This window comes from Corynebacterium sp. (assembly GCF_022712195.1).
Classification (GTDB): Bacteria; Actinomycetota; Actinomycetes; order Mycobacteriales; family Mycobacteriaceae; genus Corynebacterium.
The window spans coordinates 58479-71663 of the sequence record NZ_JALAGY010000085.1 but is presented as its reverse complement, the minus strand read 5'-3'; the positions used below and the strand labels follow the sequence as shown (position 1 = coordinate 71663).

The following is a 13185-nucleotide window of genomic DNA, read 5'->3' as shown; positions in this document are numbered from 1 at the left end:
GAGAACAGGAGCTTCATCGTGACGGTACGGGTAGGAATCAACGGGTTCGGCAGGATCGGCCGCAACTTCTTCCGGGCTCTCCGCGAGAGCGGCGCAGATCTCGAGGTCGTCGCCTTCAACGACCTCACCGACAACAAGACCCTGGCCAACCTGCTGAAGTACGACTCCATCCTGGGTCGTCTGGACGCCGAGGTCAGCTACGACGACGAGTCCATCACCGTCGACGGCAAGCGCATCGTGGTCACCGCCGAGCGCGACCCCCAGAACCTCACCTGGGGTTCGCTGGACGTCGACATCGTCATCGAGTCCACCGGGTTCTTCACCGACGCCACCGCCGCCAAGGCGCACATCGACGCCGGCGCCAAGAAGGTCATCATCTCCGCACCGGCGAAGAACGAGGACGCCACCTTCGTCGTCGGTGTCAACCACACCGACTACGACCCGGCGAAGCACACCATCATCTCCAACGCCTCGTGCACCACCAACTGCCTGGCGCCGATGGCCAAGGTCCTCGACGAGGAGTTCGGCATCGTCAAGGGTCTGATGACCACCATCCACGCCTACACCGGTGACCAGCGCCTGCACGACGCCCCCCACAAGGACCTGCGTCGCGCCCGCGCCGCGGCCCTGAACATCGTGCCGACCTCCACCGGTGCGGCCAAGGCCGTGTCCCTGGTGCTCCCGCAGCTCAAGGGCAAGCTCGACGGCTACGCCCTGCGCGTGCCGGTGCCCACCGGTTCGGTCACCGACCTGACCTTCGAGGCCGCCTCCGAGGTCACCGTGGAGCAGGTCAACGCCGCGATCAAGAAGCACGCCGAGGGTGAGCTCAAGGGTGTGCTGGCGTACTCCGACGACGAGCCGCTGGTCTCCACCGACATCGTGGGCGACTCGCACTCCTCGATCTTCGACTCCGGCCTGACCAAGGTCATCGGCAACCAGGTCAAGGTCGTCTCCTGGTACGACAACGAGTGGGGCTACTCGCGCCGCCTCGTCGACCTCGCCGCCTACGTCGGTGAGCGTCTCTAGTCCGTCCAGTAGTCTGGTGGCGGTACCGGCCGGTAACCCCGGTCCCACGGCGGGTCGGCACATGCCGACCCGCCGTCACCCTGTCCGTACCTGTCCGTACCTGTAAGTACCTGTCCTTACCCCGTTCGTATCCCCAGGAGACATGAAGCCATGACCGTGAAGACCATCGACGACCTCATCGCCGACGGCGTCGAGGGACGGCACGTCCTCGTCCGCGCCGACCTGAACGTCCCCCTCAAGGACGGCGACATCACCGACCCCGGCCGCATCGACGCCTCCGTGCCCACCCTGCGGCGTCTGATCGACGCCGGCGCCCGCGTCATCGTCACCGCCCACCTCGGCCGCCCGAAGGGGCAGCCCGCCCCGGAGTTCTCCCTCGCGCCCGTTGCCGAGGCCCTGGCCGAGCGCCTGGACCAGTGGGTGCCGCTGGCACAGGACGTCACCGGGGAGGACGCCCACGAGCGCGCCAACGGTCTCAACGACGGCGACATCCTCCTGCTGGAGAACGTCCGCTACGACGCCCGCGAAACCTCCAAGGACGACGCCGAGCGTCAGGCCTTCGCCGCCGAGCTCGCCGCGCTGACCGGTGACGACGGCGCCTTCGTGTCCGACGGTTTCGGCGTGGTCCACCGCCGCCAGGCCTCGGTGTACGACGTGGCCGCCCTGCTGCCTCACTACGCCGGCGGCCTGGTCCAGTCCGAGCTCGAGGTGCTGCGCACGGTCTCCGAGAACCCGGCCCACCCCTACGCGGTGGTGCTCGGCGGATCGAAGGTCTCCGACAAGCTCGGAGTCATCGAGGCACTCGCCCCGAAGGTCGACACCCTGATCATCGGCGGCGGCATGTGCTTCACCTTCCTCGCCGCACAGGGCCACTCCGTGGGCAGCTCCCTGCTGCAGGAGGACATGGTCGACACCTGCCGTGACCTGCTGTCCCGGTTCGGCGACGTCATCGCCCTGCCCCCCGACGTCGTCGTCGCACCCGAGTTCGCCGCCGACGCGCCGGCCACCACCGTCGCCGCCGACGCCATCCCCGACGGACAGATGGGCCTCGACATCGGACCGGACTCCGTCGCGGCCTTCGCCGACACCCTCGGTGCCGCGAAGACCGTCTTCTGGAACGGCCCGATGGGAGTCTTCGAGTTCCCCGCCTTCGCCGAAGGGACCAGGGGAGTGGCAGAGGCGATCATCTCCGCCACCGGGGCCGGCGCCTTCTCCGTCGTCGGCGGTGGCGACTCCGCCGCCGCAGTGCGCACCCTCGGCCTCGACGAGGACGGGTTCAGCCACATCTCCACCGGCGGCGGCGCCTCCCTCGAGTTCCTCGAGGGCAAGGAACTGCCCGGAATCACCGTTCTCGAGAACTGAGGAGCACCCACCATGTCACGCACCCCCCTGATCGCCGGCAACTGGAAGATGAACCTCAACCACCTGGAGGCCATCCAGGTGGTCCAGAAGTTCGCCTTCGCGTTGCCCAAGGACTACTACGAGCACGTCGACGTCGCGGTCATCCCTCCGTTCACCGACATCCGCAGCGTGCAGACCGTCGTCGACGGCGAGAAGATCCCGCTGACCTACGGTGCCCAGGACGTGTCCGTCCACGAGTCCGGTGCCTACACCGGTGAGGTCTCCGCGTCCATGCTCGCCAAACTCGGCTGCAGCTGGGCCGTGGTCGGCCACTCCGAACGCCGCCAGTACCACGGTGAGGACGACGCCGCCGTCGCCGCGAAGGCCCGGGCCGCCCTCGGCGCCGGCCTCGCACCGATCGTGTGCGTCGGCGAGCCGCTGGAGGTCCGTGAGTCCGGCGAGCACGTCAGCTACGTCGTCGAGCAGACCCGCGCCTCCCTGGAGGGGCTCTCCTCCGACGACCTGGCCAGGGTCGTCATCGCCTATGAGCCGGTGTGGGCCATCGGCACCGGCAAGGTCGCCTCCGCCGCGGACGCGCAGGAGGTCTGCAAGGCGATCCGTGACCTCGTCGCCGAACTCGCCGACCGGGAGACCGCCGACGGCGTGCGCATCCTCTACGGGGGTTCGGTGAAGACCGACTCGGTCGCGGAGATCGTCGGGCAGCCTGACGTGGACGGCGGTCTCGTCGGCGGCGCCAGCCTCGACGGCGAGGACTTCGCGCGCCTGTGCGCCGCCGCTGCGAAGGCCGGCAGCTGAAGGCACAATGGGGGAATGACTTCCCCCCACGATGATTCTGACTCGACGGTGCCCGGCACCGCCATCCCCGTCGTCCCGCCGGTCCGGGACGAACCGGAGATCGTCCCCGGGCTGAGACAGGACCTGCGCTACCTCGGCGCCATCCTCGGCGACGTCATCCGGGAACAGGAGGGAGAGGACGTCCTCGCCCTCGTGGAGGAGACACGCAGGGCGGCCTTCGGCGTCCGCCACGGCGACGGGGACCTCTCCGCGCTCGCCGACCGGCTGCGGGACCTGCCCTCCGAGAAGTCGCTCCCGCTGATCCGGGCGTTCTCCCACTTCGCCCTGCTGGCGAACCTCGCCGAGGACCTCCACGAGGAACGTCTCCGCGAACGCCTCGCCGACGAGGGCGAGCCACCACACCGGGCCACCCTGCAGGCGGCCTGGTCGGCCCTCGACGACGGTGGGGTGACCGCGGCGGAGGTCTCCCGGGTGATGGAGTCGGCCTACGTCGCCCCCGTCCTCACCGCGCACCCGACCGAGACCCGCCGCCGCACCGTCTTCGACGTGCAGTGGGACATCACCCGCCTGATGCGCAACCGCGGCCGGATACTCAACGCCGGCCGTACCGCACGCAGCGACGAGCGTCTCGCCGGCATCGACCGCAACATCCGCCGCCGGGTGACCATCCTGTGGCAGACCGCCCTGATCCGGTCAGTGCGCCCGCGAATCGAGGACGAGATCAACGTCGGCCTGAGGTACTTCACCATCAGCCTGCTGCAGGAGATCCCGCAGATCAACCGTCGCGTCACCCGCGAACTACGTGAACGCTACGGCGACGCCGTCCCCTCCACCCCGGTCGTCCGCCCCGGCAGCTGGATCGGCGGCGACCACGACGGCAACCCCTTCGTCACCGGGGACACCGTGGACTACGCGACCTCACGGGCGGCACAGACAGTCTTCGAGTGGTACCTCGGCCAACTCCACGACCTCGAACACGAGCTCAGCCTGTCCAGCCGCCTCACCGACGTCACCCCGGAGCTCGACGAACTGGCCGAACGCGGCCACAACGACGTACCGTCCCGCGTCGACGAACCCTACCGGCGCGCCGTCCACGGCATCCGCGGGCGGATCGCCGCCACCGCCACCGCGCGGCTCAGCGAGATCGTTCATCCGGAGACCACCTCCCTCGGCCCCCACGAGCCCTACGCGGACGCCGAGGCCTTCCTCGCCGACCTGCACACCGTGGACGCCTCCCTGCGCGCCAGCGCCGACGACCTCATCGCCGACCACCGTCTCGCGACCGTCATCGCCGCCGCCCGGTCCTTCGGCTTCCACCTCAGCAGCCTCGACCTGCGACAGAACTCCGAGAGCTTCGAGAACATCCTCACCGAGATGTTCGCCCGCGCCGGTGTCACCGGCGACACAGGTGACTACGGCACCCTCGACGAACAGCAGCGCGTCGCCCTGCTGACCAGGGAACTGCACTCACCGAGACCGCTCACCGACCAGCGGGCCCGCTGGAGCGAGGCGACCGAACGCGAACTCGGGATCTTCCGCGCCGCCGCCGACGCCGTCGACCGGCTCGGACCTGACGCCGTCCCGCACTGCATCATCTCCATGGCCTCGAGTGTCTCCGACATCCTCGAACCGATGGTCCTGCTCAAGGAGGTCGGTCTCATCGACGTCACGGACGGGGTGGTGACCGGCGGGGTAGACGTGATCCCCCTCTTCGAGACCATCGACGACCTCGCCAACGGTGCCACGGTGATGGAGGAACTGTGGGGGCACGGCTTCTACCGGGACTACGTGACCCAGCGTGGCGGCGTCCAGGAGATCATGCTGGGCTACTCCGACTCCAACAAGGACGGCGGGTACTTCGCGGCGAACTGGGGCCTCTACGACGCCGAACTGTCACTCGTCGAGGCCGCCCGTGAGGCCGGCGTGGGCCTGCGGCTGTTCCACGGCCGCGGCGGCACCGTCGGGCGAGGGGGAGGACCCAGCCACGAGGCGATCCTCGCCCAACCCGAGGGCGCGGTACAGGGCAGCGTGCGGATCACCGAACAGGGCGAGATCATCTCCGCCAAGTACGGGGTGCCCTCCGTGGCCCGGCGTAACCTCGAGGCCCTGGTCTCGGCCACCCTGGAGGCCAGCCTGCTGCCCGTCGACCGGATCGACGACGCCGACAGCGCCTACGCGGCGATGCGCGAGATCGCCGAACTGTCGCGTGCCGCCTACTCCTCCCTGATGCACGAGGACGACGGCTTCATCGACTACTTCACCTCCTCGACACCGCTGGAGGAGATCGGCAACCTCAACATCGGGTCCCGGCCCAGTTCCCGCAAGCAGACCAGCAGCATCTCCGACCTGCGGGCCATCCCGTGGGTGCTGTCCTGGTCGCAGTCCCGCATCATGCTGCCCGGCTGGTTCGGCGTGGGCTCAGCCCTCCGCGACTGGATCGCCGCCGGGGAGGACCGGCTCAACTACCTCCGTGAGCTGCACCGTACCTGGCCGTTCTTCCGGTCGGTGCTGTCGAACATGGCGCAGGTCATGGCCAAGGCAGACCTGTCGGTGGCCGAGCTCTACTCACACCTGGTGCCCGACAGCGACGACGCCCGTCGTATCTACGACACCATCGTCGAGGAGTTTCACCTGACACTGCGCATGTGCCTGGACATCACCGGTCAGGACAGCCTGCTGTCCGACAACCCCGCGCTGGCGCTCTCGGTGCGCAACCGTTTCCCGTACCTGCTGCCGCTGAACCTTCTGCAGCTGGAACTCCTGCGACGCTACCGTGCGGGTGACCGCAGCGAGGATGTCCTCGACGGAATCCGGTTGACGATGAACGGCCTGGCGACCGGACTGCGCAACTCCGGGTAGTGTCGCGGGTGTCCCGTTTCGCCCACGTGGGCTATGATGGTGTGGTTATCGCATGGCCCCGACCGACGTAAGGCAGTTCGCATGGTTCTCTCCCTCCAGATCCTTCTGGTGGTCACCAGCCTCATCCTGGGGCTGTCCGTTCTTCTCCACAAGGGGAAGGGCGGCGGTCTGTCCAGCCTCTTCGGCGGTGGAATGCAGTCGAGTCTCTCCGGCTCCACGGTCGTGGAGAAGAACCTGGACCGGCTGACGGTCACCGTCGCCGTGATCTGGATCGCCGCCATCATCGGGCTGAACCTGGTCGTCCACTACAACGTGGGCTGACCCGCCAGGTTCCCGGACGTCCGGGAGCCGTTGAGGAGACGTGAGGAAAGGCCGCTGTCCCTGACGGGCAGCGGCCTTTCCTCACGTCTCCTCGGCCAGGTCAGCGGGGATCCGCCTCTGCGTCGACATGCAGGACGGTCCGTCGGGACCCCGACACCCCCGCCGCGGGCCACTGCTCCGGGTCCGCCCCGGACAGCACCTCGGCGGCGGCCTCACGCTTGGCCCCGCCGGTGACCAGGAGCCACACCTCCGCGGCGCGGTGGACCGCCTCACGGGTCAGGGACACCCGCTCCGCCGGAGGTTTCGGGCACCCTCGCACCGGGACCACCGTGGTCCCCGGTTCCGGGTTCAGCTCTGGGGTGTACGGGAACAGCGAGTTGACGTGCCCCTCCGGACCCATGCCCAGAAGGTGCAGGTCGAAACCGTCCGGGGCGAAGGCTGCGAGTGCCTCGGCGTACGCTGCGGCGGCCGCGTCGAGTGCCGGGCCGTCAGCCGGTTCACCCTCCCGGGGGACGGCGACACGGTGGACGTTGGTCTCCGGCACATCCACGTGGGAGAGGAGCTCCGCGTCCGCCAGTCCGTCGTTGCGGGCCGTGGGGCCGGTCGTGCCCACCGGCACGAAGCGCTCGTCACCGAAGAAGACGTGCACCTTGCCCCAGTCGACCGCGGTGACGGGGAAGGAGTCGGCGGAGACCCGGGCGGCATGGTCGAGTGCGGCGAGTTCCCGGAGGACCGCGCCTCCGGCTCCGCCACCGGTCACCACGATCCGGGCGTAACCGTCGTCACTGACACCGCCGTCCCTCTGGACGCCGGCGACCAGTTCGACGATGTCACGCGCGACGCCCTCCGCCAGGGCGTCACCCGACTCCCAGCGGGTGACGGTGAGGTTCCTGGTGTCGTTCATCGGGTGCTCTCCTGTGCCGAGAAGGGGATGGAGGCGCTCATGCCGTCCCGCGGCGTGCGTACGCGCGGCAGGCCGTGCAGCGCCTGGCCGAAGGCACGGTCAGGCTCGAGGTGCCGAAGTTCCTCGGCCAGGCAGTCACCGACCTGCCGACGGGAGAGGTTGACCACGGTGTCCGTCCCGACACCGGTGCTCACCCGCACGGAGCGGTGGTTGAGTACGGTGAGTTCCACCGTGCCACCGGAACAGTGGATCACGGTCCGTTGGACCGGAGACATCGGTTCGCCCTCGTCGTCGAGGGGGACCGCCGGGGAGCCGTCGGCGCACCGGGTGACCGGGACACCGAGACGGTCGGCGAGCCAACCTGCGGCGATGTCGACGGCCGGATCGTCGGCGGGACCGGAGACCTCCGCGGAGCGGATGGAGTCCCCTGCGCGCTGGTCCAGCGCGCTGGACAGCAGGCCGCGCCACGGGGTGATCCTGCTCCACACCAGGTCCGAGTCGCCGAGGGAGTAGCCGATCCGCCGGCGGAAGATCGCCTCGGTCCCGCGCCCGGCGGCGGCGTCGGCGAAACTGTCGGTGATCCGACGGGTCGCCAGCGCACCGAGGGAGTCGGCGGCGGGGTTGCGGGGTGAGGTGAACGGCCACCACACCACCACCGGGGTGTCCGGGAGCAGCAGGGGGGTGACCGCATTGTCCGCGTGGTCGGCCAGTGCACCGTGCAGGCGCATCAGGATCATCTCCGAGGCGCCCGCGGTTCCGCCCAGGTGGATCGCCGCGTCCATGCTGACCTCGGAGGTGGACCTGTCGTGGACGACGAAGATCACCCGGGCCGGATGTTCACGGGAGGCCTCGACCGTGGCGTTGACCACCGTGTCGAGGTCCTCCTCGGAACGCACGGACACGATGAGGGTCAGCACCCGGCCGGTGGCGATCTCGCCCCGCTCCTCCCGCAGGCGGTGGAGCTGGTCGGTCAGTTCGTGGGTGGTCGTGGTTCCCAGGTCGACGACAGCGGCGTGGTCGCCGGCGTCGGTGAAGGTTGTCGACGGCATCAGGGACGCCTCCATTTCCTGCCGTGGCGGGACAGCATCCTGTCGGCACCCGAGGGGCCCCAGGTACCGGACTCGTAGTCTTCGGGACGACCCGCGGTCGCCCAGTAGTTCAGCACCGGGTCGAGAATCCGCCAGGACTCCTCGACCTCCTCGTTGGTGGGGAACAGGCTGGCCTCGTCCAGCAGCGCGTCGAGGATCAGCCGCTCGTAGGCCTCCGGCGACTGTTCGGTGAACGCCTCGGAGTAGGAGAAGTCCATGTTCACGTCGCGCACGTCCATGGCCGACCCCGGCACCTTCGAACCGAAGCGCAGCAGCACGCCCTCGTCAGGCTGGACCCGGATGACGAGCACATTGGAGTTCTGGGCCTCGGTCTGCTCCGGGCTGAAGGACTGGTGGGGGGCGTCCTTGAAGACCAGGGCGATCTCGGTGACACGCCGGCCCAGCCGCTTACCGGTACGCAGGTAGAAGGGCACACCGGCCCACCGCCGGGAGTTGATCTCGAAGGTGGCCGCGGCGTAAGTCTCCGTGGTGGAGGCCGGGTCGAAACCCTCCTCCTCACGGAGGCCGGGCACGTACTCCGACCCCTGCCAGCCGGCGGTGTACTGGCCACGGGCGGTGGTCTGCGCGAACGGGCCCACCGGCCGCGTCGCCTTGAGCACCTTGAGCTTCTCGGCCTTGAGTTCGTCGGGGGAGAAGGTCACCGGCTCGTCCATCGCCACCAGCGCCAGGAGCTGCAGCAGGTGGTTCTGCATCACGTCCCGGGCGGCGCCGATGCCGTCGTAGTAGCCGGCCCGGCCGCCGAGACCGATGTCCTCGGCCATGGTGATCTGCACGTGGTCGATGTAGCCGGAGCCGAAGAGCGGCTCGAACATCTGGTTGGCGAAACGCAGCACCAGGATGTTCTGGACGGTCTCCTTGCCCAGGTAGTGGTCGATGCGGAAGACCGAGGACTCCGGGAACACCGAGTTGACGATACGGTTCAGCTCCGTGGCGGAGTGCTCGTCGTGCCCGAAGGGCTTCTCGATGACGACCCGCTTCCACCCCTGGGTGGAGTCCGCCAGACCGGAACGTTCCAGCTGGTTGCAGACCTCGGAGAAGTACTGGGGCGGGACGGACAGGTAGTAGGCCCAGTTGCCGCCGGTACCGCGTTCCTCGTCCATCCGACGGGTCATCGCGGCCAGGTCGTCGAAGGCGGAGTCGGTGACGAAGTCGCCCTTGACGAACTGGATGCCGGCGGCGAGCTGGTCCCACACCGCCTGTCGCCAGGGGGTACGCACCCGGTCGCGGACGGCGGAGAGGACCTCCGACTCGAACTCCTCCTTCGTCCAGTCCCTGCGCCCGTACCCGATCAGGCTGAAGCCGGCCGGCAGCAGTCCCCGGTTCGCCAGGTCGTACACGGCCGGGAGAAGCTTCCTGCGGGCCAGGTCACCGGTGACGCCGAAGATCACCAGACCGCTGGGGCCGGCGATCCGGGGCACACGACGGTCCGCGGAATCGCGGAGGGGGTTCTCCCACAGCGGGGATCCGGAACTCACAGACGCTCCCCGATGGTGTCGAGGAGCTCCTGCCAGGAGCTGACGAACTTCTCGACGCCCTCGTGCTCGAGCACGCGGAAGACGTCGTCGAGGTCGACACCCAGGTCCTCGAGCGCGGCGAAGACCTCGCGGGCGTCGTCGCCGGTGCCGGTGAGGGTGTCGCCGGTGACCGTGGCGTGGTCGACGGTGGCGTTGAGGGTGTCCTCCGGCATGGTGTTGACCGTCTGCGGGCCGACGAGACCGGTGACGTACAGGGTGTCGGGGTAGTCGGGGTTCTTCACCCCGGTGGAGGCCCACAGGGGCCGCTGCGCGTGGGCGCCTGCGGCCTGCAGCTGCTCCCACCTGGAGTCCTGCAGCAGGTCGACGGTGAAGGCCTCGTAGGCCAGACGGGCGTTGGCCAGACCGGCCTTGCCCCGCACCGCCAGCGCCGCCGCGGTGCCGATGTCGTCGAGACGACGGTCGATCTCGGTATCCACGCGGGAGACGAAGAAACTCGCCACCGAGTGGATGGTGGAGATGTCGTGGCCGTTGTCACGGGCACGGGTGACACCCTCGATGAAGGCGGCGATGACCTGGCGGTAGCGCTGCACACTGAAGATGAGGGTGACGTTCACGCTGATGCCGGCGGCCAGCACCTCGGTGATCGCGGGGAGGCAGGCCTCCGTCGCGGGAATCTTGATCATCACGTTCTCGCGCCCGACGTCGGCGTGCAGCTGCTTCGCCTGCGCCACGGTGCCCTCGCGGTCGTCGGCGAGGCCGGGGTCGACCTCGATGGAGACCCGGCCGTCGACGCCGCCGGTGGCCCGGTACACCGGGGCGAAGGCGTCACAGGCGTTGCGGACGTCCTCGACGGCCATGGTGAACACGGCGTCGGAGACGTCGGTACCGGCCGACTTCAGCGCCTCGACCTGCTCGTCGTAGGCGTTCCCGGACGACATTGCCTTGGCGAAGATCGCGGGGTTGGTGGTGACACCGACGATCCCGGTCTCACTGATCAGTTCGGCGAGGTTCCCGGTGGTGAGTCGGTCGCGGGAGAGGTCGTCCAGCCACACGGAGGTACCGGCGGCGGAGAGTTCATGTACGTGGTTCACGGGTGATCAACCAGCTTTCTGCTCTAGGGGTGTCAGAGTCGGGACGGCGGGGGGGGGAGGTTGTGCGGTGGTGGATGGCGGTGTGCGACGGCCCGGCCGTCAGAGGATCTCGCGGGCGGCGGCGGCGACGGCGTCCGCGGTGATGCCGAACTCGCGGTACAGCGTCTTGTAGTCGGCGGACGCACCGAAGTGCTCCAGGGAGACGTTGCGGCCCGCGGTGCCGGTGTATCCCTTCCACGGCATCGAGATGCCGGCCTCGACAGACACCCGGGCGGTGACCGAGGAGGGGAGCACGGACTCCCGGTACCCGGCGTCCTGCTGGTCGAACCACTCCATGCACGGGACAGAGACCACGCGCGTGCCGATGCCCTCGGCCTCCAGGGCGGTGGCGGCCTCGACGGCCAGCTGCACCTCGGAGCCCGAGCCCATCAGGATGACCTGCGGGGTCGCGGTGGAGGACTCCACCAGGACGTACGCCCCACGTGCCACGCCCTCGGCGGCCTTCTCCTTCGTCCCGTCGAGCACGGGCACACCCTGCCGGGTGAGCACCAGCGCCTTCGGGGCGGCCGGCGCCTTCAGTGCCGCCGCCCACGCCTGGACTGTCTCGTTGGCGTCGGCCGGGCGGATCACCGAGAAGTTCGGGATGGCCCGCAGCGCCGCGAGGTGCTCGACCGGCTGGTGGGTGGGACCGTCCTCGCCGAGGCCGATGGAGTCGTGGGTCCACACGTGGTAGACGTCACTGCTCATCAGGGCACCCAGCCGGACCGCGCCACGGGCGTAGTCCGAGAACTGCAGGAACGTCGCCCCGTACGGACGGGTGGCACCGTGCAGGGCGATTCCGTTGAGGATGGCCGCCATCCCGTGCTCGCGGATGCCGAAGTGGAGGTTGCGGCCGTAGGGGTGGGCGTCCCAGGCGTCGGTCGAGATGGACTCCGGGCCCACACTCTTCTCGCCCTTGATGATCGTGTTGGTGGAACCGGCCAGGTCGGCGGACCCGCCCCACAGTTCCGGCAGCGTCGCTCCCAGTGCCTGGAGGGCGGCCTCGGAGGCCTTGCGGGTGGCGAGGTTGTCGCCGGCGTCCCAGGAGGGCAGCCCGGCGTCGAAGTCCTCCGGCAGTTCACGGGCGGCGATGCGGTCGTGCATAGCGCGGGCCTCCGGGTTCCTCTCCGCCCAGGCGTCGAAGTTCCGCTGCCATTCGCCGTGCGCCTCGCGGCCCCGGTCGACCAGCCGACGGGTGTGCTCGAGCACCTCCGTCTCGACGGGGAAGTCCTCGTCGACGGGGAAGCCCAGGGTCTCCTTGATCCCGACGATCTCCTCGGCGCCCAGGGCGGCACCGTGGGCGGCACCGGTGTTCATCTTGGTCGGTGCGGGGTAGCCGATCACCGAACGCACGCGGATGAAGCTCGGGCGGGTGGTGTCGGCCTTCGCCGACTCCACGGCGTCGAGGATCGCGGTGACGTCCTCGGCGTTCACCTCGAGGGTCTGCCAGCCGTAGGCCCCGTACCGTGCGGTGACGTCCTCGCCGAAGGCGATGTCGGTGTTGTCCTCGATGGAGATGCTGTTGTCGTCCCAGAAGACGATGAGGTTACCCAACTGCTGCGTGCCCGCGAAGGACGACGCCTCGGAGGTGACACCCTCCTGCAGGTCGCCGTCGGAGGCGATGACGTAGATGTGGTGGTCGAACGGCGACTCGCCCTCCGCTGCCTCCGGGTCGAACAGCCCGCGCTCACGGCGCGCGGCGACAGCCATGCCCACCGCGGACGCCAGGCCCTGCCCCAGGGGACCGGTGGTGATCTCCACACCGTCGGTGTGGCCGACCTCGGGGTGGCCCGGGGTCTTGGAGCCCCAGGTGCGCAGCGCCTTGATGTCGTCCAGTTCCAGACCGAAGCCACCGAGGTAGAGCTGAATGTACTGGGTCAGCGAGCTGTGGCCCGCCGACAGCACGAACCGGTCACGGCCGGGCCAGTTGTGGTCCGACGGGTCATGGCGAAGCACACGCTGGTAGAGGGTGTAGGCCAGCGGGGCGAGGGACATCGCGGTCCCGGGGTGCCCCGAACCGCAGTTCTCGACAGCGTCGGCGGCGAGGACGCGGGCCGTGTCCACTGCACGGGTATCCAGCTCGCTCCAGTCGCCCGGGTAGTTCCGGACCGTGCGGGCTTCGAGGTCCTTGGGGAGTGTCACGCTGGGTAGCCTTCCTGTCGTCTGTGGCATGAGAGGACACGGGCGCAGTGACCACAGCTGGT

At 69.2% G+C, this 13185-nt stretch carries 10 protein-coding genes; 5 read left to right on the top strand and 5 right to left on the bottom strand.

Going from position 1 to position 13185, the window contains the following annotated elements; genetic code table 11:
* Nucleotides 1–18: 18 nt before the first annotated feature.
* The 5 genes from gap (at nucleotide 19) to secG (ending at nucleotide 6363) form a co-directional block, all read left to right on the top strand.
* Nucleotides 19–1026, top strand: coding sequence for a type I glyceraldehyde-3-phosphate dehydrogenase (gene gap, locus Q0A34_RS11605; RefSeq protein ID WP_291480142.1), 1008 nt, complete (start codon nucleotides 19–21; stop codon nucleotides 1024–1026).
* Nucleotides 1027–1176: 150 nt separating this feature from the next.
* The gene (locus Q0A34_RS11600) at nucleotides 1177–2388 is read left to right on the top strand and encodes a phosphoglycerate kinase (protein ID WP_291480141.1); all 1212 of its coding nucleotides are present in this window, start codon (nucleotides 1177–1179) and stop codon (nucleotides 2386–2388) included.
* Nucleotides 2389–2400: 12 nt separating this feature from the next.
* Nucleotides 2401–3183, top strand: a complete 783-nt coding sequence (gene tpiA / locus Q0A34_RS11595) for a triose-phosphate isomerase (protein ID WP_291480140.1) — start codon at nucleotides 2401–2403, stop codon at nucleotides 3181–3183.
* A gap of 99 nt (nucleotides 3184–3282) precedes the next feature.
* On the top strand, nucleotides 3283–6042 hold the full coding sequence (gene ppc / locus Q0A34_RS11590) for a phosphoenolpyruvate carboxylase (RefSeq protein ID WP_291480181.1): 2760 nt from the start codon (nucleotides 3283–3285) through the stop codon (nucleotides 6040–6042).
* Nucleotides 6043–6123: 81 nt separating this feature from the next.
* Nucleotides 6124–6363 carry a preprotein translocase subunit SecG gene (gene secG, locus Q0A34_RS11585; protein ID WP_291480139.1) on the top strand — a complete coding sequence of 80 codons (240 nt, stop codon included), beginning with the start codon at nucleotides 6124–6126 and terminating at the stop codon, nucleotides 6361–6363.
* 100 nt (nucleotides 6364–6463) lie between these two features.
* Here secG and pgl read toward each other — a convergent pair whose 3' ends face one another.
* From pgl to tkt, 5 genes are all read right to left on the bottom strand, one after another.
* A complete protein-coding gene (gene pgl, locus Q0A34_RS11580) occupies nucleotides 6464–7267 on the bottom strand; it encodes a 6-phosphogluconolactonase (protein ID WP_291480138.1) in 804 nt (267 codons plus the stop codon).
* Nucleotides 7264–8316 (bottom strand): glucose-6-phosphate dehydrogenase assembly protein OpcA, encoded by a 1053-nt coding sequence (locus Q0A34_RS11575; protein WP_291480137.1) that lies wholly within the window; start codon nucleotides 8314–8316, stop codon nucleotides 7264–7266. The genes pgl and Q0A34_RS11575 overlap by 4 nt, the downstream gene beginning before the upstream one ends.
* A complete protein-coding gene (gene zwf, locus Q0A34_RS11570) occupies nucleotides 8316–9851 on the bottom strand; it encodes a glucose-6-phosphate dehydrogenase (protein WP_291480136.1) in 1536 nt (511 codons plus the stop codon). Before zwf ends, Q0A34_RS11575 begins: the two co-directional genes overlap by 1 nt.
* On the bottom strand, nucleotides 9848–10942 hold the full coding sequence (gene tal, locus Q0A34_RS11565) for a transaldolase (RefSeq protein WP_291480135.1): 1095 nt from the start codon (nucleotides 10940–10942) through the stop codon (nucleotides 9848–9850). Before tal ends, zwf begins: the two co-directional genes overlap by 4 nt.
* A 99-nt stretch (nucleotides 10943–11041) precedes the next feature.
* Complete coding sequence (gene tkt, locus Q0A34_RS11560; protein ID WP_291480134.1) at nucleotides 11042–13123, bottom strand: transketolase; 2082 nt, start codon at nucleotides 13121–13123, stop codon at nucleotides 11042–11044.
* Nucleotides 13124–13185 lie beyond the last annotated feature (62 nt).

Excerpts from the sequence above, each read along its gene's own strand:
- tpiA (WP_291480140.1), top strand. The coding sequence starts at position 2,401 with ATGTCACGCACCCCCCTGATCGCCGGCAACTGGAAGATGAACCTCAAC.
- secG (WP_291480139.1), top strand. The coding sequence starts at position 6,124 with ATGGTTCTCTCCCTCCAGATCCTTCTGGTGGTCACCAGCCTCATCCTG.
- Q0A34_RS11600 (WP_291480141.1), top strand. The coding sequence starts at position 1,177 with ATGACCGTGAAGACCATCGACGACCTCATCGCCGACGGCGTCGAGGGA.
- Q0A34_RS11575 (WP_291480137.1), bottom strand. The coding sequence starts at position 8,316 with ATGCCGTCGACAACCTTCACCGACGCCGGCGACCACGCCGCTGTCGTC.
- pgl (WP_291480138.1), bottom strand. The coding sequence starts at position 7,267 with ATGAACGACACCAGGAACCTCACCGTCACCCGCTGGGAGTCGGGTGAC.